Source organism: Polynucleobacter sp. UB-Siik-W21 (assembly GCF_018687415.1).
Taxonomy (GTDB): Bacteria; Pseudomonadota; Gammaproteobacteria; order Burkholderiales; family Burkholderiaceae; genus Polynucleobacter.
This window is the reverse complement of record NZ_CP061289.1, coordinates 664,566-682,271: the sequence shown is the minus strand read 5'-3', so window position 1 is coordinate 682,271 and position 17,706 is coordinate 664,566. Positions and strand designations below refer to the sequence as shown.

The window sequence follows — 17,706 nt, the reverse complement described above, 5'->3', positions numbered from 1 at the left end:
TTTCTTATTCGGCTTTCGCGCCGGAAGCTTTTACTACATTAGCCATACGTACATAATCCCTCACCAATAGCTGATTGAAGTCATTAGGTGATAAGTTGCCAATTTCAATACCTTGGCGGCGCATACGTTCAATAATCTCTGGCTGCTTTAATAACTTACTCATTTCAGATTGCATCTTCGTGATGATTTTATTCGGAGTACTAGCTGGAGCAAGTAGCCCAAACCAGCTATCAAAGACATAGCCTTTCAAGGTATCGCCAATTGGAGAAACACCAGGCACAAACGGTGATGGCTTTTCTGAGGAAACGCCCAAGAAACGAATCCGTGAATCATTAGCAAAAGGCAATGCCGCTACATTGGCAGCAATGACTGCTTGAGCACGTCCTGCTAACAACTCGGTAATAGCGTCCCCCGTACCCTTGGTTGGAATATGCACCAGCTGAATGCCGGCCATACTATTAAAGTAAGCCATGGCCAAATGTGAAGCACTGCCATTACCAGCGCTAGCATAGTTATATTGTCCTGGGTTTGCTTTTGCTAAGGCAATAAACTCTGCAACAGACTTCGCTGGAAACTCTGCATTGGTCATCATGATGTAACTACTAGTACCAATATATGCTGCGCCCGTGAAATCTTTTATCGGATCAAAACTGAGTTTATTAAATAGACTGCCATTAATGTTATGACTTGCGGCTGCCATTAAAAAGGCATATCCATCGGGCGCAGACTTTCCTACAATGCCAGTGCCAACCGTACCACCTGCACCTGCTTTGTTTTCAACTACGACTGGTTCACCTAGTGCTGAACCTAATTCATTGGAAAATGATCTTGCCAAAGCATCCTGAACACTTCCCGGAGAAAAAGGTACGATGATCTTCATGGGCTTACTCGGCCATACATCTGCCGCTAATGCTGCATGATGAAAACTGGCAGCACAAATACCTATCAAAAAAATCGCTGCAATGCGAATTTTCCAAGTAATAGCAGTATTCATAGAAGACCCAAGGGAAGAATAAATTACTAAAATGATACGGCAATCTGAGGTGCCACCATTTAAAGGCGATAATGCCGTATGGCTCTCCGCGCAACTATTCATAAAGTCGACCTTCATGTCGCAGATTCAGACCGCCACTACTATGGCAGTCATTCTCTAACCATCGCAAAGCACCCCTCTGAAACTGAGGAACGAATGATGGTCAGAATCATCGCTTTTGCATTGCAGGGTCATGAAGACCTCGTCTTCACAAAAGGCTTGAGCGATACCGATGAACCTGATTTATGGATTAAAGATCTGACAGATGCTATTAAGCTCTGGATTGAAATTGGTCAACCCGATGAACGGCGCATTCTCAAAGCCTGTGGAAGGGCAGACCAAGTCGTTGTGTATTGCTATGGTGGGCATACTAGCAAAATCTGGTGGGATGGCATTGCCAACAAACTAAATCGTGCTCGTAATCTACAAGTCATTTCCATTTCCGCAGAACAGGCTAAAGAGCTCAATAAGCTAGTTGAGCGCAGCATGGTCATCCACGTCAATATTCAAGATGGTGAAGCCTATATTTCGTCTGATCAAGGCCAGGTGACCATCACCCCAGAAATCTGGCGCTCCAATCAAAGCTAGACTAAATGAAGTCCGTTGTCTTTGATACCAATGTCTTATTAGATATCTTTGTATTTAATGACTTCAGAGCAATTCATCTCAAGCAGGCACTTATTAATGGGCAGATTCATGCTTTAGCAAGCCCAAAAACTTTTGAAGAGCTTGCTGATGTTATTAGTCGCCCCCTATTCTGTCTTGAACAAATTCATCAAGAAAATATCCTTACTGAGTGGCGCAGTTTAGCTAGAACCATAGACGACAAAACCTTGATCAACGCACCATGGCAATGTCGTGATCCAGATGATCAAGTCTTTTTAAACATTGCTTATACGGCAAAGCCCTGCATGTTGATCAGCAAAGACAATGAAGTCCTCAGGCTAGCGAATAAAGCCACAAAGGAAAGTGCTTACATCACCTCTGACTACAACGCTATTTTGGAGTGAACGCTTTATAGACTTTGAGCAGCCCTCGCTGCTATCTCAAATGATTTGAGACGCGCTTGATGATCAAAGATCTGGCCAGTAAATAAGATTTCATTTGCACCGGTGCGATCTAACCAAGTGCGTATTCCTTTTTTAATCGTCTCAATTGAACCCACCAAAGAACATTGCAAAGTGTGTGCTGCCGCTGCTTTTTCATGGGGTTCACAAAACCCATCCAGATCAGCAATTGGCGGGGGTAGTTGACCACGAGTATTGCGACGCATGCGCACTACATTTTGTTGCAAGCTTGTAAATAGATACTGCGCCTCTTCATCGGTATCGGCAGCTACCACATTCATAACAAATGCAGAGTAAGGTGTCGCTTGTTGCGCAGATGGTTTAAAGAGTTCACGATAAATCGACATCGCCTCTAATAGCTGCTCAGGCGCAAAATGAGATGCAAAGGCATACGGTAAACCAAAATGAGCGGCCAATTGAGCGCCATAGAGACTAGAGCCTAAGATCCAAATCGGCACATTAGTATCGGCTCCTGGAATCGCTTTTACAGACTGCCCCTCCTGAATAGGTCCAAAGTAATGCTGTAGTTCGCGCACGTCTTGGGGGAAGCGCTCATCACTGCCTAGTAAATCACGACGCAATGCGCGCGCTGTCATTTGATCGGTTCCAGGTGCTCGGCCTAAGCCCAACTCAATACGGCCAGGATATAGAGATTCTAGAGTGCCAAATTGTTCTGCAATCACTAGAGGAGCATGATTGGGGAGCATCACGCCACCAGAGCCTACTTTGATATGAGACGTACCCGCTGCCAAGTATCCAAGCAATACAGCCGTTGCAGAGCTAGCATTACCAGTCATATTGTGATGCTCTGCTACCCAATAGCGGGTGTAGCCCCATTTCTCAGCATGCTGAGCCACATCCAAGGAGTTTCGTAGCGCATCGGCGGCAGTAAACCCCTGTGGAATGGGAGATATATCTAGAATGGAGTACGGGATGGAATTTGCCATCACCAAATCATACCTAGAAAGTGCGTTTTATGAGTAAACCCAAAATGGCTGATCCTGATGATGGACTTTTTAAACCTGGAGCAAAGTTAAGACATGTAAAGACCGGTGGATTTTATAAGGTCGCTTTTCTAGCAAATATTGAAGCCACTCTAGAGCCAGCTTATGTCTATGAATCACTCCAATCGCACGATTTTTGGATTAGACCCAAAGCTGAAATGGAAGATGGTCGATTTGAGCTTGTTACTAAATAAGGCGCCGCCAATGACTGATGACAGAATTACCAATCTCGAAATCAAACTCAGTTTTACTGAGGACCTCATTGAGAAACTCAATGAGACTGTCTATAAACAACAAAAGCAAATTGAGTTTCTGTATCGCGAACTCAAAGCCATTAAAGAGCAAGCTAGCAGTGGTGGTGCAAGTAGTGGTAGCTTAAAAGATGATATTCCGCCACATTATTAGATCGGCTGATACTATATAAACGCTAGACCAATCATTAATAATAATTAAAGGGATAAATTATGGGTAACTTAATGCCATTTCTAATTCAATGGGGCTTAACTTCCTTGTCTCTATGGGTGGCTAGTTACATCTTTAGCGGCCTGCGATTTGCTGATGGCGGCTCGCTATTAATCGCCGCCCTGCTTCTCGGCTTTGCTAATGCCATCGTGAAGCCTCTGCTGATATTGCTAACATTGCCATTGACCGTGTTGACCTTGGGCCTCTTCTTATTGATAGTAAATGCCTTGGTGTTAATGCTGGTATCAGCAGTAGTAAGTGGCTTTACGATCTCCAGCTTTTGGACCGCATTCTTTGCCAGTATCTTTATTTCTTTGTTTAGCCTATTTGTGAGCGGCTTAGTTTTTTAACTAGTTAGCACCTGGATAAATATCTGACCAAGAATGTAGCGCTGCTTTACAAGGCTGGACCGCATTCTTGGTAGCGATAGATTTAGCGTTCTCAGCCAAGATCGTTGCCCCACCCGTCAGAATTCCTAAGCCAATCGATATAGCGCTATTCACTACGCCTTCTTTATTGACGCCTGCCTGAGGATTGAGCAAGGTTCCCTGAAGCTTCACTAAGCCCGCTAAATTGACACCCGTTGTCAGTCCAGATTTTTCTCTAGGATCAATCTTGATATTTAAAGCCTCTGTTTTTAAATCTACTGAGCCAGATAGCACCATATCCAAACGATCTGTTACCACCCCAATAGAATCATTCAAGGCGACCTGGCCATTACCGACTGGTAGATAGACAACTGCGCACTCTAACAGGGTTTGATCAGTTTGCTTACGTATTGGGTTCACGGCATTCACAATCGTGATGAGGAGATCGCCACCACCATCGATAAAGCGAGAATCTAGGCTACCTTTACCAATTGAAACTTGCACTGCGCCATTTGCCCGACTCGCTAATTGATGCATCGAAATTCCAGTACTGCGAAGATTAAAGGCAAGCTCTGTATCTCCACCCTTGACCTTCGTATTAGCATCAACTGCATCCATCAGCTGCTCCAGAGTAAATCCCTTTGCCATACCTTTCATTGAAATGAGCGGATTAGGACCTTGAAATTCAGCAAGGCTAGCGCGCACTTGAGCAGTACCTTTACCAAGACCAAAAGAGAGATCATTGACATCGATCTTAGAGCCATTAAAAACAAAGATTCCTTTTAAATCTGTCAGCGGCACATGACCCGGAATACTCAGCTCTTGAATATTGATAGCAAGCTTTCCACTAGCATAGGGCAGCATATCGAATGGCAAGGCTTCATCACTAAAGAAAAACTTTCCACGTGGTTTTGAAGAGGGAGAGGGAGAACTTTTAGCACCACTAGCACCAGCGAGGACTGCTGAGCCAGCTAAGGGAGCAAACTCAAAAGCTTTAGAGCTCAGATTGATATTAAAGTTTGGCAAGCTCTTAGGCTTTTTATCTATTTCGCCATTGATGGCTAAGGTTTTGCCATTCACTGTGAGATCAAAATCTAAGGGCAGTTTGACGGGGCTCAGATCCCAGTTGTCTAAAGCATCATGCAAATTGCTAGTCCTGCCTTTAATCAGTAATTGATAGTTGGCGTACTGCGCTTGACCCACTATCTCTGTTTTATTGCTACTACCCACTAGTGATAACTTAGGCAGCAAAATAGATTTAGGTTCAGCACCAAAATCTTCATAACTCAAATGTGCATCAGTAATGCTGAGATTTTTAATCCTGACAGGGTCGACTTGGTCTGAGGTCGAAGTTGATGCAGCTACAGAACTATTCGAGGGTGACTGAGTCGCATTGCTCACCTTAACTCCAGATGAAACTGGTGGTGAGAAATCCCAGTTACCGTCGCCGGCTTTATTGGTCTGTAATTGTGCCGCTACACCATTCAGATTAATCGCATTGAATGCAACCTCTTTTCTTAACAAGGGGAGTAATTCGATATCTAACTCTACATGCCTGACCGTTAACATATCAGTCTTATTGGCCCACGATGCATTACTCAATGAAACTTTCTGCGCAACAATCCCTAGTGAGGGAAATAATTTCAGGCTAACAGGTCCAGCAATCTTCAAATCACGGCCGGTAGCGTCTTTCACGGAGGAACTCAGCAATTGCGTTAACTGAGCTGGGTTGATCGACGATGCTGCATACCAAATGCCTAAAGTAGCGATAGCAACAATAGATGCCAAAAAGAGTAAGAAGATTTTGAGAGATTTGTTCATTACATCTTCATTTTAAATGGGCACAAATAACTTACCTAAATGCCCCGCCTGTCAAGAAGAGGTTAGCTACTCCGATGGGGATAACGATGTTTACGGCCAATGTAGCCATGAGGTGGGCGCACAACAGAAGCAGGCAATCAGTTGCTCAAAGCCTGCTTCCTCAAGAAAGATTAACCCCTCTATTGGGCGCTGGCTTTCTTAAGCACTGCGTAAATCTGGTCTTTTAGCAGCAACTTTTCTTTCTTTAGAGTTTCAATTTCCTCTAGCGTACTCGGCTCTTTATGGTCTTCCATCCGCAGAATCTTGGCATCCAGGTTATTGTGTTTATCAAACAGATGGGAAAAGTGACGGTCTGTTGTCTTTAGCTTGGTGATTAATTCGCGATATTCTGGAAACATAGATTCCCTCATTCAAAAGTGACTGGGTTTATTCATAATGCGTAGTTTCAGTGTATCAATGCCTACCCAAGAGAACAATAAGCTAGGCAATATTTTTATTCTGCCCCACGTAATATATTTAGCAGGAAAAACCCCATATAGGCTTAGTATTTATTGCAATTAATTTGCAGTAATATCTACCAGTGCTGATGCACATTAACTACCAAAAATGAAGGGTAATAGACCATGGCTACAAAGAAGTCACCAGCAAAAAAGAAAGTAGCGACCAAGGTGGTAAAAAAAGCCCCTACAAAGAAAGCTGTTAAGAAGGTAGCTGCTAAAAAAGTAGCCTCTAAAAAGACGGTAAAAAAGGTAGTGAAACCTGCTGCTAAAAAAGCGGTAGCTAAGAAGCCCACTAAGAAACCAGCAGCGAAGAAAGTTAACAAAAAGGCTAGCACTAAACCTGTTGCCAAATCATCTAAGGTTGATCAATATGGTCTAGGAAAAGATGATGAGTTTTATGGTCTCTACTTCGCTAAATCGACTAACAAAGGGTTGGTAGAGGTAAAGCCCTGCACTTTCTCTCTCATGTATTGGTGGAAAGGTTTGCTTGGCTACCCTGACATGATCGAAATCTCTAAAGGCAGCAATACGGCAATGTTGCAGTTTGAGTCTACTTTTGGTGGTGGCGATTCAGGTGAGACTGAGTTAACTGAACAAGATGTTTTGGATATTGATCACATCATTGAAGTAGATGAAGAAGAGATGTTGATTTCGCTCTACTCCTATGTACCAATCCCAGTACCAGAGAAATTAGTTGGTGCATTAAGCTTATCCATCCTTAATATCAATCCTGAAACCCGCTATGGCAATCTAGAACTTTGCTCAACGGAGAATGAAGAAGGTGAAACTGAGCACTTCCTGCGTTATCGTGCAGCGACTTATCTACGCGGCATTAAGTCAGGCAAAGTAGAAGCCATTGAAAGCATGGTCACGAATGGCTCTGAGTTCTTTGGTCTTGCCTTAGATGCTATGTGTGTCAATAAATCTATTAAGAAATGGTTGCTTAGCTAAGCGCTTCATCTCACTTAATTTAAGATTCATCTACACAAATAGTTGTACGTCATCGGAAAGCGGTCATTGACCGTTTTCCGACTATCAATAATCGTCGCAGTTCGTTTTCCGAGCTTCTTGCACTCTGCTACCGCCATTTCCTGAGCTTCTTCTTCCTTAGCATCCTTTGGAGAATGCACGCCAATAGTTCCATCAGACTGCTGATAAACACCAAATCTGCTCGGTGGCGTTGAGCAGGCAAGCAAGACGACGCCCATACATACCAAGAAAAGCCGACTCAATACAGCTGTAAAACTAGCCATGTTTTTACCTTGCAATTAAATTACCCCAATCTATGCTTGCATATAGCCATATCGCAGATTGGTTCTACCATCACCAAACTCGTCATAACTAAATTTAGCCAGAGCCACCTTATCCCCTGCAAGCGCACTGCGTTGTGCTTGAGTAAAGTGATAGAGTCGCGCTGAGTTATCGCCAAAGATAGCGCGTTTGACTGGTCCATCAGCAGAACCTAAAGGGCTAAAACCATACTTCTTTTGCATATCCTCTGGGATCTCAAGACGGCGTAAGGCTTCAATCTGCCATTGCGGTGATCCTGTCCAGATGGCATCGGTTCCCCAGACAACGTGATCAGAACCAAGGCCCTGAATCAGTTGACCTAACATCGCAGCACAGAGTCTTGGTTCAGCAATAGTACTCTGAGCAAAGATTTGCCCTAAATCACCATAGACATTATTGACACCGGCTTTTTGAGGAATCTGTGCCAAGTCAGTTACCCAGTCTATTCGGCCTGTGCGCCTGAACTGCTGCCAACCCTCATCCCAAGTGCCACCTGTGTAGCGAAACGCGGAGTGATAAATTACGAAATTTAATTGTGGCCAATCTTTTGCCGCTTTGGCAACGTCATCGACTTTTGCATAAGGCAATAGATGTGGGTACTGCTGTGTTACAGACGGTGGATATAAACCTTTATGCACACAAACGTTCGCAAGACTTGGCTGCGTCTTACTCCACTTTGCTAGCTTTTCATAAAAGGGATACAGCAACTTCTCATCATCAAGTCGCCAAGGATGTGTAGAAAGTTGTTTATTGGTGTTATCGCCAATGGTGTAGCCTTTAAATGAATCTGGCTTGAGGTTTTCATAATCCGCTTCTGCTTTTTCTAGCCATCCAGGTGTTCCGGGCATGAAAATTGCATGTGAGAACATACGCTTAGTACCAGCCTCTTGGTTTACTGTTTTACGGGCCTGCGCCTTCATTTCATTGGTTAAAAACCAATCCCGCGGATCTTCAGAGCCTGATCCAGAAATTAAGGCGACTTTAGTATCACTATCTAAGAAGACCTCTTTAAAATAGTTTGCAAATTTCAAATCATCTAAAGTTTGTGGCTTGCCTGCAAGGGCGGGATTCCAAGCTGCCTTCCCCACTGCCTCGCGTGATCTGACAAATCCCTCTAAACGAGTGTCATCTCGCAGATAGTGAGTATGCATATCCATGATGAATTGACTTTTGAGGGATACAGCACGTTCGTTTGCCAGTTCAGGTGTTGCTGCTTCAGCGTGACTAACCCCATAAAGCGGGCCAAAAGTTTCATTCATGGCAACAAAGGCTGCCGCCATTCCTGCGGCACCTTGAAAGAATCTCCGGCGAGAGACTCCTTGATGCTTGGCAAGTCTTGAGCCAAGTTCTTTAATACGCTTCTCTAGCTCTTTTTGCTTAGGAGTTTGTATAGACGGCATAAACTCATCGCTTGATATCGCTTGCGTAGGAATGGGTGAGCGAAATTTAGCAGTTTCTGCAGGTATTAATTTTTCTATCTCATCGGGGGTCATCATGATATGAGCTTCCTTTAACCGTTCGAGATCTTACTCACTAAAAATAATATCGTTGATAGATTTAAGCACTTTTTTGACAATTTGGCGGAGAGGGAGGGATTCGAACCCTCGGTACCTTTGACAGTACGCCTGATTTCGAGTCAGGTACATTCGACCACTCTGCCACCTCTCCGAACCGAAGGGCAATTATAGCCATCGTGTAATAAAGTCACTTGCTCAATGTTGGTTATTGAAAATTGTTTGCATGGATAAATTAATTACGTTACTATGGATATACATTAATGTATATCCATAGTAAGGAGAAATAGCATGAATATTCAAATTTCAAAGTGGGGCAACAGTCTTGCAATGCGTATTCCGGCATCACTCATCAAACAAATTCACCTTAAAGAGGGTGACAAAGTTGAGGCAACCCTGTCTCTCGATGGATCCCTGATTATTAAACCGAAAAAGCTAGATCGTAAAACCTTAGCGAAGATGGCTAAAGAGTTAAGGAGTTCAATGAAAATGGGCAAATCAGTCATGGATGAAGTACGCTCTGAAGGTCCCTATTAATGGTATATGTAGATTCATGTGTATTAGTAGCTATGTGTACAGAAGAAGCAAAAAGTAAAGCTATTGAGAAATGGTATGACGGCGTAAAACAGTCAAAATTAATTTCTTCGGCTTGGACTTTTACAGAGTTTGCGAGTGCCTTAGGTATAAAAGAAAGAACAGGGCAAATTACTTCAAAGGAGAGCAAGAGCGCTTGGAAGATTTTTGAAGCTATATGCAATAACGATATTGAATTACTACCAATTGATAATAAAGTCTTTTATTCAGCAGGGCTTTTAGTACTAGATAGTTCCTCTAAATTGCGTTCCGGGGATGCACTTCATCTTGCGGCTGCTAAACATTTTAAAGTAAAGCTACTCGTTACACTCGACAAGATACTTGAGGAGAATGCTACTCGACTGAAGATTAAAACTTTGACGCTTTAGTTAGATTGGCTTGAGCACTTCTAAGCCACCCAAATAGGGTTGTAATGCTTTTGGAATCGCAATGCTGCCGTCTACTTGTTGCTTGTTTTCAATTAACGCGACCAATGTCCTGCCCACTGCAAGTCCAGAACCATTTAATGTATGTAGGAGTTCTGGCTTGCCTTGCCCCTCCTTAAATCTAGCCTGCATCCGTCTTGCTTGGAAGTCGCCCATGCTGGAGCAAGAACTAATTTCTCTGTATGCCTTTTGTGAAGGCACCCATACCTCTAAGTCGTAAGTCTTAGTGCTACCGAATCCCATATCACCAGTACAGAGCAATACCTTTCTGTATGGTAATTCGAGCAACTCTAAAATCTTCTCAGCATGACCCGTTAAATCTTCGAGGGCTTGCATGGAGTTTTCTGGTTTAGTGATTTGTACTAACTCGACTTTGTCAAACTGATGTTGACGAATCATGCCGCGGACATCACGACCATAACTACCGGCTTCAGAGCGAAAGCATGGGGTATGAGCAACAAACTTTAGAGGGAGATTATCAGCATTGACGATCTCATCTCTTACTAAATTAGTTACCGGAACTTCCGCCGTTGGAATGAGGTAGAAGTTTTCCGTTTTTGACTCTCCGTTACCATCCTCCCCACCCATTTGACGAGGAACCTTAAAGAGGTCTTCTTCAAACTTCGGTAATTGGCCAGTACCACGCATTGAGGCAGCGTTCACCATATAAGGCGCATAGACTTCTTGGTAACCATGATTACTTGCATGGGTATCGATCATAAATTGCGCTAAGGCACGATGTAATCTTGCAATCGGCCCTTTGAGAACCACAAAGCGAGAACCGCTAATCTTGGCAGCTGCTTCAAAATCCAATCCTAATGGACCACCAAGGTCTACGTGATCTTTGATCTCAAAATCAAATATAGGTTCTGTACCCCACCGCTTGATTTCTTTATTTTCAGTTTCGTCTTTACCTATTGGCACAGAATCATCTGGCAGATTGGGAATACCCATCAAGAAATCAGAAATCTCGACTTGTAGCGTACTTAATCTGGATGCGCCGGCTTCCATATCAGTATTTACTTGAGCAACTTCAGCCATCTCAGCAGAGGCATCCTCGCCTTTGCCTTTCTTCATGCCGATCGCTTTAGATAACTGATTGCGTTTGGCTTGTAATTCTTCAGTGCTGGTTTGTAAAGACTTACGCTCAGACTCAAGGATGTTGAACCTCTCAACATCTAGCTGGAATTTGCGAGTAGCTAAACGCGCTGCAACAGCGGCGATATCTTTGCGGAGTAATTGCGGATCAATCATTTAATGCTCTATAGATTAGGTGTGCTTGTTTATTTAGACTCTAGTTTAAGCGTAAGACTTCAGCTCCTGCAGGAGGCATGAAATTAAAGCGGTTGGCAGGCAAATTGACATTGAGTTGGATTTTATCGAGGGTGACTAAGACCACACTTCCCAGGCCATCCATTAACTCCAGCGCTTTGGGCAGTCCATTGACCATACCAATCGAGATCTTGGTATATGGCAGGTCAGCCTGTTTTTTGGCATTGGGGTCACTTTTAGGAACTAAGGCAACCCATTTCATTCCTAAGCGCTCTTCTCCCTCGATCAATTCAAAATGTTGATCTAATGAGTTTTCACCAAACAAAATAGCTGCTGGTGTTGATGCCAACGCTTGTCCTGCTGGACGAAAAGTGGCTTGATTTAAATCCTTATCCCATAAGATGAGTTGATTGCCATTTGCAATCAGTTTTTGCTCATATGGTTTTTGGGTGTCCCACACAAAACGACCCGGACGCTGAAAGACAAAATGGCCTTGCGTCTGACGCACGACTTTGAGGCCTTTGTCTTGCGGCTCATTCGCTTTCGGCGCACGGAGCTGCTGTTGCACAAAATCACCTTCTGCCGTTTTGGAATTACGCACAAACTGGCGTAATTGGTCTGAGCCGCTCTCACTTTGCGAGATCGCTACACCTGAAAAAAGAATCGTCGCAATACCGATGGAGATTTGCATCGCTAATGCTGATAAGAATCTTTGCAAAATCAAACCTTACTCGGAGGAACGATGCAAAATCTCGCGATTGCCGCCATTGCCCATCTTGGATACAAGACCGGCTTTTTCCATATCCTCTAAGAGGCGAGCTGCACGGTTGTAGCCAATACGCAGATGACGTTGCACTAATGAGATGGATGGGCGTTTGTTTTCTAGAACAATCGCGACTGCTTGGTCGTACAGTGGATCAGACTCGCCACCGCTCTCACCTGTTAAGGCATCGATATTGGATTCATCTGCACCTTCAAGTACGCCATCAATATAGTTTGCTTCGCCCTTCTCTTTAAGCCATTCCACCACACGATGTACTTCATCATCCGATACGAATGCGCCATGTACCCGAACCGGCAGGCCAGTACCTGGGGCCATATACAACATGTCACCCATACCGAGAAGTGCCTCAGCACCCTGCTGATCCAAAATCGTGCGGCTATCGATCTTGCTGCTGACTTGAAAAGAGATACGGGTTGGCACGTTCGCTTTAATTAAGCCCGTAATCACATCTACGCTAGGGCGCTGTGTTGCCAATACCAAGTGAATTCCTGCAGCACGCGCTTTTTGCGCAATACGGGCAATGAGTTCTTCAATCTTCTTGCCAGAGACCATCATCAAGTCAGCTAACTCATCAATCACGATCACGATAACTGGTGCCTTGTAGATTGGCTCTGGATCTTCTGGCGTCAAGCTAAATGGATTAGTGAGCTTCTCACCCTTTTCTTCTGCTTCCAGAATCTTCTTATTAAAGCCAGCTAAGTTACGTACGCCAAACTTACTCATGAGCTTGTAACGACGCTCCATCTCGTTTACCGCCCAGTTCAATGCGTTGTACGCTTGTTTCATATCAGTCACTACTGGGCAAAGCAGATGCGGGATCTTGTCGTACATTGCCATCTCAAGCATCTTTGGATCAATCATGATCAACCGCACTTCATCCGGCTTTGCCTTAAAGAGCAGCGAAAGAATCATGGCATTGATACCAACCGACTTACCAGCACCCGTTGTACCCGCTACCAAACAGTGCGGCATCTTCGCCAAGTCAGCCACCATAGGACTGCCTGAAATATCCTTACCTAAAGCGAGAGTCAATAAAGAATGATTGTCGTTATATACCTGTGAAGTCAGAATCTCAGACAAGTAAACCGATTGGCGCCTTGGGTTTGGCAACTCCAAAGCCATACACGTTTTACCTGGAATGGTTTCTACTACACGCATACTGACAACACCCAGTGAGCGTGCTAAGTCACGGGAAAGATTAACAATCTGACTACCCTTCACACCGATCGCCGGATCAATCTCGTAACGCGTTACTACGGGACCAGGGTAAGCGGCAATCACGGTAACCTGAACATTGAACTCAGCTAACTTCCGCTCAATTAAACGCGACGTAAATTCCAAGACATCAGCGGAGATGGTTTCTTTTACTTCAGGAACTGGATCTAGCAATGCCAGTGGTGGCAATTCAGAATCAGGGATATCTACAAATAATGGTTGTTGTTTCTCACGCTCTACGCGAGCGCTCTTTGCGATCTCTATGGGTGCACGCACAATCTGCACAGGAGCTGCCACTTCAACACGCCCCCGAATCTCTTCCACAAACTCTTCCCGCTCTTCAGCAGCAGCTTCACCTAGCTTACGATCTTCTTCACTATCGCGACGCTCGCGTATGCGATGAAAAGATACTTCCAAGATTCGCCCTACTTTTTCAGCAATATCTAACCAAGAGAAATGCAGGAATAAAGAAAGGCCGGCACAAAGTCCAAATAGAAGTACTAAGGTTGCACCTGTAAAACCCAAGGACATTTGCAAAGGGTCGCCGATTAACTCTCCCAAAATACCACCAGGAGGTCTAGGAAGCTGCCAGGACAGAGTATGCAAACGAATGGACTCAAGCCCCATACTGCACGCCAGAGTTAAACCAAAGCCCAACCAACGCATTAAGAGAGAGTCAGGTTTAGCTTCTGGATCTGGGGGCAAAGGGATACTCCAAAGCTCCCTCCAGCCATTTAGAACCCGGCGCCCGAATAGCACAACCCACCAAAAAGCAGAAATCCCAAAGATGTAGAGCATCAAATCCGCTAAATAAGCCCCAAAACGGCCACCTAGGTTCTTGGGAGCCTGAAAACTGGCATGTGACCAGGCTGGGTCAGCCTTGGAATAGGTAATCAAAATGGCAAATAGTCCAAGGCATAAGCCTAGGGAAATAAACCAACGGGCCTCTAGGAGCAGGCGGGGCATCCGATCCGGCCCGCCTTTTTCTGGGGACTGGGGCAATTGGGATTTCGGGTATACGGTTCTCGCCATGTTCTACCGATTGTAAACAAGCAAACCTATAATTTGGGTATGACTACAAATACCCCAAAACACTCAAAAGTTCTCATCCTCGGATCTGGTCCTGCCGGCTATACCGCTGCAGTCTATGCCGCCCGAGCCAATTTACAGCCCACCCTCATTACTGGCTTGGCTCAAGGGGGTCAATTAATGACCACCACTGACGTTGAAAACTGGCCCGCCGACCCAGAAGGCGTGCAAGGCCCAGAGCTCATGGACCGCTTTTTGAAGCATGCGGAGCATTTCAATACCGAGATCATTTTTGACCACATTCATACAGCGGCTCTCAAAGAGAAGCCCATTCGCTTAGTGGGTGACTCTGGAACTTATACCTGTGATGCTTTGATTATTAGCACCGGTGCTTCCGCTCAATACATTGGCCTTCCAAGTGAAGAAGCATTTATGGGGCGCGGCGTATCTGGTTGTGCAACTTGCGATGGGTTTTTCTATCGCAATCAAGATGTATGCGTGGTAGGTGGTGGCAATACTGCGGTGGAAGAAGCGCTCTATCTCACAGGTATTGCAAAAAAAGTGACTGTGATTCACCGTCGCGATAAATTCCGTGCCGAACCTATTTTAAATGATCGCTTGATGGCCAAAGTTGCCGAAGGCAAGGTAGAGCTGAAATTGAATGCCACACTAGATGAAGTTCTCGGTGATGAAAAAGGCGTGACTGGTGTGCGCATCAAGAAACAAGATGGCGGCACGGAAGATATCGCCGTTACTGGTGCATTTATCGCGATTGGTCACAAACCCAATACCGAGCTCTTTATTGGTCAGCTAGAAATGAATAATGGTTATATCAAAACTCACTCAGGATTGGAAGGTAATGCAACAGCTACCAATATTCCTGGTGTGTTTGCTGCTGGTGATGTTCAAGACCACATCTACCGTCAAGCGATTACTAGTGCCGGCACCGGGTGTATGGCTGCATTAGATGCGCAACGTTACTTAGAAGCTTTAGATTAAGTCTTCCGAAAGTTTCTCGAAATAAAAACGCCTAGCATTGCTAGGCGTTTTTTCTTTGATGCTTTGGCTACTAATGCATATTACTTACTATGCATTACTTAGCGTGAGATCACTGGCAAAAGGGGCACGATGAGCAATGCCACAATGTTGATGATCTTGATTAGTGGGTTGACTGCAGGACCTGCAGTGTCTTTGTAGGGGTCACCTACAGTGTCACCAGTCACAGCAGCTTTGTGCGCCTCAGAACCTTTGCCACCGAAGTTACCTTCCTCGATATATTTCTTGGCATTGTCCCAAGCGCCGCCACCAGTACACATCGAGATTGCCACGAACAAACCTGTCACGATTGTGCCCATGAGCAACCCCCCCAATGCAGCAGGTCCTAGCAAGAGGCCAACTACGATGGGTGCAACCACCGGCAACAATGAAGGAACGATCATCTCTTTAATCGCCGCAGAAGTGAGCATGTCTACCGCTTTACCGTACTCAGGCTTAGCGGTACCTTCCATGATCCCTGGAATATCGCGGAACTGACGACGCACTTCCTCAACAACTGCACCAGCGCAACGGCCCACTGCTTCCATCGCCATCGCCCCGAACAAGTAAGGAATCATGCCCCCAATAAAGAGACCAATGATCACCATGTGGTTTGATAGATCAAAAGAGACTTGCTGGCCGATACCTTCTAAAGCATGGGTGTAATCGGCAAAGAGGACTAATGAAGCCAAACCAGCAGAACCGATGGCGTAACCCTTAGTAACTGCTTTAGTTGTATTGCCCACTGCATCCAATGGATCAGTAATATCACGCACTGCTTGTGGCAAACCTGCCATCTCCGCAATACCACCTGCGTTATCGGTAATTGGTCCGTATGCGTCTAGTGCCACAACGATACCAGCCATCGACAACATCGAGGTAGCGGCAATCGCAATGCCATATAAACCAGCCAACCAATACGCTGCATAAATCGCTGCGCAAACAAACAAGACTGGATAAGCAGTTGACTTCATTGAGATGCCTAGACCAGCAATGATGTTTGTGCCATGACCTTTAGTCGATGCTTCAGCAATATGCTGTACTGGCTTGAACTGAGTACCAGTGTAGTACTCGGTAATCCATACCAAAGCAGCAGTAAGCAAGAGGCCAACGATAGTTGCACCAAATAAACGCCACTGACTACCTGGAATACCCAGTGCATCATCTGGCATGATAAAGTTGGTGACAAAGTAGAAGGCAACCAGTGATAAGCCGCCCGCAATGATCAGACCTTTATACAAAGCAGGCATCACATTCTTCATACCAGGGGTTGCTTTAACAAACGAACAGCCAACGATCGAAGCAATAATCGATACGCCACCTAGCACCAATGGATAGATGATGGCTGCTACGGGAGCACCAGCGACCATCAATGAACCCAGCACCATGGTTGCAATCAATGTCACAGCATACGTTTCAAACAAGTCAGCAGCCATACCAGCACAGTCGCCAACGTTATCGCCCACGTTATCGGCAATCACTGCTGGATTACGTGGATCATCCTCCGGAATGCCTGCTTCCACTTTACCTACTAAGTCAGCACCAACGTCTGCACCTTTAGTAAAGATACCGCCACCTAAACGTGCAAAGATCGAAATCAATGAAGAGCCAAATGCCAAGCCAATGAGGGGATGCAATACTGCGGAGAGGTCTTGTCCTGCGCCAATGGAAACGAGGAACATGAAGAAGAGACCAACCCCCAAGAGTCCAAGACCCACTACCAACATACCGGTAATCGCGCCACCCTTAAAGGCAACGTTGAGAGCTTCATTCATACCCTTGGTTGCAGCCTCAGCGGTGCGCACGTTTGCGCGGACTGACACATTCATACCAATGAAACCACATGCACCTGAGAGAACCGCGCCCACGACAAAGCCAATCGCTGTCGCAAAATCCAAAAAGAGCGCCATCAGAATGGTGAGAATCACTCCAACGATCGCAATCGTTTTATATTGGCGTGATAAGTAGGCCGCCGCACCCTGCTGGATCGCTTCCGCAATCTCTTGCATTTTGGCGTTGCCCGTACTTTGCTTCAAAATCCAGCTACGCATCACAAAACCGTAAATCACGGCTATGACTCCGCATACCAAGGCAAAATACAAGCCTAAAGTGACATTACTCATGCTTGAACTCCCTAAATTTAATCTTTATTGTTTTTTGCTACTTGCGCTTAGGTCGACCCGGTTTCTGAAAGCTTTAAACTATGTCTTTAAGCCGTAACAGTATGTAACAGAATCACCCCTGCGCCCCCTCCACAGGATCAGGGTATTTACTAATCATTATTCGGAGTATT

The 17,706-nt window shown here is 45.1% G+C and carries 19 protein-coding genes and 1 tRNA gene; 9 read left to right on the top strand and 11 right to left on the bottom strand.

The genetic code is table 11. The annotated features are described in order from the left end of the window. Positions 1-4 precede the first annotated feature (4 nt). On the bottom strand, positions 5-994 hold the full coding sequence (locus C2756_RS03525) for a tripartite tricarboxylate transporter substrate-binding protein (protein ID WP_215320077.1): 990 nt from the start codon (positions 992-994) through the stop codon (positions 5-7). Between the two features lie 78 nt (positions 995-1,072). On the opposite strand from C2756_RS03525, the gene C2756_RS03520 reads away from it, so the two are divergent. Together C2756_RS03520 and C2756_RS03515 are read left to right on the top strand one after the other, a co-directional pair. After that, entirely contained in the window at positions 1,073-1,621 is a 549-nt protein-coding gene (locus C2756_RS03520) for a YaeQ family protein (RefSeq protein ID WP_215320075.1), read from the top strand. A 5-nt stretch (positions 1,622-1,626) separates the two neighbouring features. After that, entirely contained in the window at positions 1,627-2,043 is a 417-nt protein-coding gene (locus tag C2756_RS03515) for a putative toxin-antitoxin system toxin component, PIN family (RefSeq protein ID WP_215320073.1), read from the top strand. Between the two features lie 5 nt (positions 2,044-2,048). Here the strand turns inward: C2756_RS03515 and C2756_RS03510 are convergent, their stop codons facing one another. Beyond that, positions 2,049-3,047, bottom strand: coding sequence for an LLM class flavin-dependent oxidoreductase (locus tag C2756_RS03510; protein ID WP_215320071.1), 999 nt, complete (start codon positions 3,045-3,047; stop codon positions 2,049-2,051). A gap of 29 nt (positions 3,048-3,076) precedes the next feature. On the opposite strand from C2756_RS03510, the gene C2756_RS03505 reads away from it, so the two are divergent. Genes C2756_RS03505 through C2756_RS03495 form a run of 3 tightly spaced genes read left to right on the top strand, consistent with a single transcriptional unit; the run spans position 3,077 to position 3,916 of the window. Continuing rightward, complete coding sequence (locus C2756_RS03505) at positions 3,077-3,298, top strand: hypothetical protein (protein WP_215296671.1); 222 nt, start codon at positions 3,077-3,079, stop codon at positions 3,296-3,298. Between the two features lie 10 nt (positions 3,299-3,308). Next, positions 3,309-3,509, top strand: a complete 201-nt coding sequence (locus C2756_RS03500) for a SlyX family protein (protein ID WP_215320069.1) — start codon at positions 3,309-3,311, stop codon at positions 3,507-3,509. A 56-nt stretch (positions 3,510-3,565) separates the two neighbouring features. Continuing rightward, positions 3,566-3,916, top strand: a complete 351-nt coding sequence (locus C2756_RS03495) for a phage holin family protein (protein ID WP_215320797.1) — start codon at positions 3,566-3,568, stop codon at positions 3,914-3,916. On the opposite strand, the gene C2756_RS03490 is transcribed toward C2756_RS03495, so the two are convergent. Together C2756_RS03490 and C2756_RS03485 are read right to left on the bottom strand one after the other, a co-directional pair. Next, positions 3,917-5,755: an AsmA family protein gene (locus tag C2756_RS03490; protein ID WP_215320067.1), complete on the bottom strand. Its 1,839-nt coding sequence runs from the start codon at positions 5,753-5,755 to the stop codon at positions 3,917-3,919. 179 nt (positions 5,756-5,934) lie between these two features. Then, positions 5,935-6,153, bottom strand: a complete 219-nt coding sequence (locus C2756_RS03485) for a YdcH family protein (protein ID WP_215320064.1) — start codon at positions 6,151-6,153, stop codon at positions 5,935-5,937. A gap of 225 nt (positions 6,154-6,378) precedes the next feature. Between C2756_RS03485 and C2756_RS03480 the strand changes: the two genes are divergently transcribed. Next, the gene (locus C2756_RS03480; protein WP_215320062.1) at positions 6,379-7,206 is read left to right on the top strand and encodes a hypothetical protein; all 828 of its coding nucleotides are present in this window, start codon (positions 6,379-6,381) and stop codon (positions 7,204-7,206) included. Between the two features lie 26 nt (positions 7,207-7,232). Here C2756_RS03480 and C2756_RS03475 read toward each other — a convergent pair whose 3' ends face one another. The 3 genes from C2756_RS03475 to C2756_RS03465 form a co-directional block, all read right to left on the bottom strand. Continuing rightward, a complete protein-coding gene (locus C2756_RS03475; protein WP_251372112.1) occupies positions 7,233-7,508 on the bottom strand; it encodes a hypothetical protein in 276 nt (91 codons plus the stop codon). Between the two features lie 30 nt (positions 7,509-7,538). Then, positions 7,539-9,041, bottom strand: coding sequence for an amidohydrolase family protein (locus C2756_RS03470; RefSeq protein WP_215320060.1), 1,503 nt, complete (start codon positions 9,039-9,041; stop codon positions 7,539-7,541). Positions 9,042-9,123: 82 nt separating this feature from the next. Then, positions 9,124-9,213 (bottom strand) — tRNA-Ser (locus C2756_RS03465). 137 nt (positions 9,214-9,350) lie between these two features. On the opposite strand from C2756_RS03465, the gene C2756_RS03460 reads away from it, so the two are divergent. After that, positions 9,351-9,596, top strand: a complete 246-nt coding sequence (locus C2756_RS03460; protein WP_215296665.1) for an AbrB/MazE/SpoVT family DNA-binding domain-containing protein — start codon at positions 9,351-9,353, stop codon at positions 9,594-9,596. Further along, a complete protein-coding gene (locus C2756_RS03455) occupies positions 9,596-10,021 on the top strand; it encodes a type II toxin-antitoxin system VapC family toxin (protein WP_215296664.1) in 426 nt (141 codons plus the stop codon). Before C2756_RS03460 ends, C2756_RS03455 begins: the two co-directional genes overlap by 1 nt. Here C2756_RS03455 and serS read toward each other — a convergent pair whose 3' ends face one another. Genes serS through C2756_RS03440 form a run of 3 tightly spaced genes read right to left on the bottom strand, consistent with a single transcriptional unit; the run spans position 10,022 to position 14,381 of the window. Continuing rightward, positions 10,022-11,332, bottom strand: coding sequence for a serine--tRNA ligase (gene serS, locus C2756_RS03450; protein ID WP_215320058.1), 1,311 nt, complete (start codon positions 11,330-11,332; stop codon positions 10,022-10,024). A 40-nt stretch (positions 11,333-11,372) separates the two neighbouring features. Beyond that, positions 11,373-12,068, bottom strand: coding sequence for an outer membrane lipoprotein carrier protein LolA (locus tag C2756_RS03445; protein WP_215320056.1), 696 nt, complete (start codon positions 12,066-12,068; stop codon positions 11,373-11,375). 9 nt (positions 12,069-12,077) lie between these two features. After that, on the bottom strand, positions 12,078-14,381 hold the full coding sequence (locus C2756_RS03440; protein ID WP_215296661.1) for a DNA translocase FtsK: 2,304 nt from the start codon (positions 14,379-14,381) through the stop codon (positions 12,078-12,080). A 39-nt stretch (positions 14,382-14,420) separates the two neighbouring features. On the opposite strand from C2756_RS03440, the gene trxB reads away from it, so the two are divergent. Beyond that, the gene (gene trxB, locus C2756_RS03435; protein ID WP_215320054.1) at positions 14,421-15,377 is read left to right on the top strand and encodes a thioredoxin-disulfide reductase; all 957 of its coding nucleotides are present in this window, start codon (positions 14,421-14,423) and stop codon (positions 15,375-15,377) included. Between the two features lie 98 nt (positions 15,378-15,475). Here trxB and C2756_RS03430 read toward each other — a convergent pair whose 3' ends face one another. Continuing rightward, positions 15,476-17,536, bottom strand: coding sequence for a sodium-translocating pyrophosphatase (locus tag C2756_RS03430; protein ID WP_215296659.1), 2,061 nt, complete (start codon positions 17,534-17,536; stop codon positions 15,476-15,478). Between the last annotated feature and the right edge of the window lie 170 nt (positions 17,537-17,706).

Excerpts from the sequence above, each read along its gene's own strand:
- C2756_RS03525 (WP_215320077.1), bottom strand. The coding sequence starts at position 994 with ATGAATACTGCTATTACTTGGAAAATTCGCATTGCAGCGATTTTTTTG.
- C2756_RS03520 (WP_215320075.1), top strand. The coding sequence starts at position 1,073 with ATGGCTCTCCGCGCAACTATTCATAAAGTCGACCTTCATGTCGCAGAT.
- C2756_RS03515 (WP_215320073.1), top strand. The coding sequence starts at position 1,627 with ATGAAGTCCGTTGTCTTTGATACCAATGTCTTATTAGATATCTTTGTA.
- C2756_RS03510 (WP_215320071.1), bottom strand. The coding sequence starts at position 3,047 with ATGGCAAATTCCATCCCGTACTCCATTCTAGATATATCTCCCATTCCA.
- C2756_RS03505 (WP_215296671.1), top strand. The coding sequence starts at position 3,077 with ATGAGTAAACCCAAAATGGCTGATCCTGATGATGGACTTTTTAAACCT.
- C2756_RS03500 (WP_215320069.1), top strand. The coding sequence starts at position 3,309 with ATGACTGATGACAGAATTACCAATCTCGAAATCAAACTCAGTTTTACT.
- C2756_RS03490 (WP_215320067.1), bottom strand. The coding sequence starts at position 5,755 with ATGAACAAATCTCTCAAAATCTTCTTACTCTTTTTGGCATCTATTGTT.
- C2756_RS03485 (WP_215320064.1), bottom strand. The coding sequence starts at position 6,153 with ATGTTTCCAGAATATCGCGAATTAATCACCAAGCTAAAGACAACAGAC.
- C2756_RS03480 (WP_215320062.1), top strand. The coding sequence starts at position 6,379 with ATGGCTACAAAGAAGTCACCAGCAAAAAAGAAAGTAGCGACCAAGGTG.
- C2756_RS03475 (WP_251372112.1), bottom strand. The coding sequence starts at position 7,508 with ATGGCTAGTTTTACAGCTGTATTGAGTCGGCTTTTCTTGGTATGTATG.
- C2756_RS03470 (WP_215320060.1), bottom strand. The coding sequence starts at position 9,041 with ATGATGACCCCCGATGAGATAGAAAAATTAATACCTGCAGAAACTGCT.
- C2756_RS03460 (WP_215296665.1), top strand. The coding sequence starts at position 9,351 with ATGAATATTCAAATTTCAAAGTGGGGCAACAGTCTTGCAATGCGTATT.
- C2756_RS03455 (WP_215296664.1), top strand. The coding sequence starts at position 9,596 with ATGGTATATGTAGATTCATGTGTATTAGTAGCTATGTGTACAGAAGAA.
- serS (WP_215320058.1), bottom strand. The coding sequence starts at position 11,332 with ATGATTGATCCGCAATTACTCCGCAAAGATATCGCCGCTGTTGCAGCG.
- C2756_RS03440 (WP_215296661.1), bottom strand. The coding sequence starts at position 14,381 with ATGGCGAGAACCGTATACCCGAAATCCCAATTGCCCCAGTCCCCAGAA.
- trxB (WP_215320054.1), top strand. The coding sequence starts at position 14,421 with ATGACTACAAATACCCCAAAACACTCAAAAGTTCTCATCCTCGGATCT.
- C2756_RS03430 (WP_215296659.1), bottom strand. The coding sequence starts at position 17,536 with ATGAGTAATGTCACTTTAGGCTTGTATTTTGCCTTGGTATGCGGAGTC.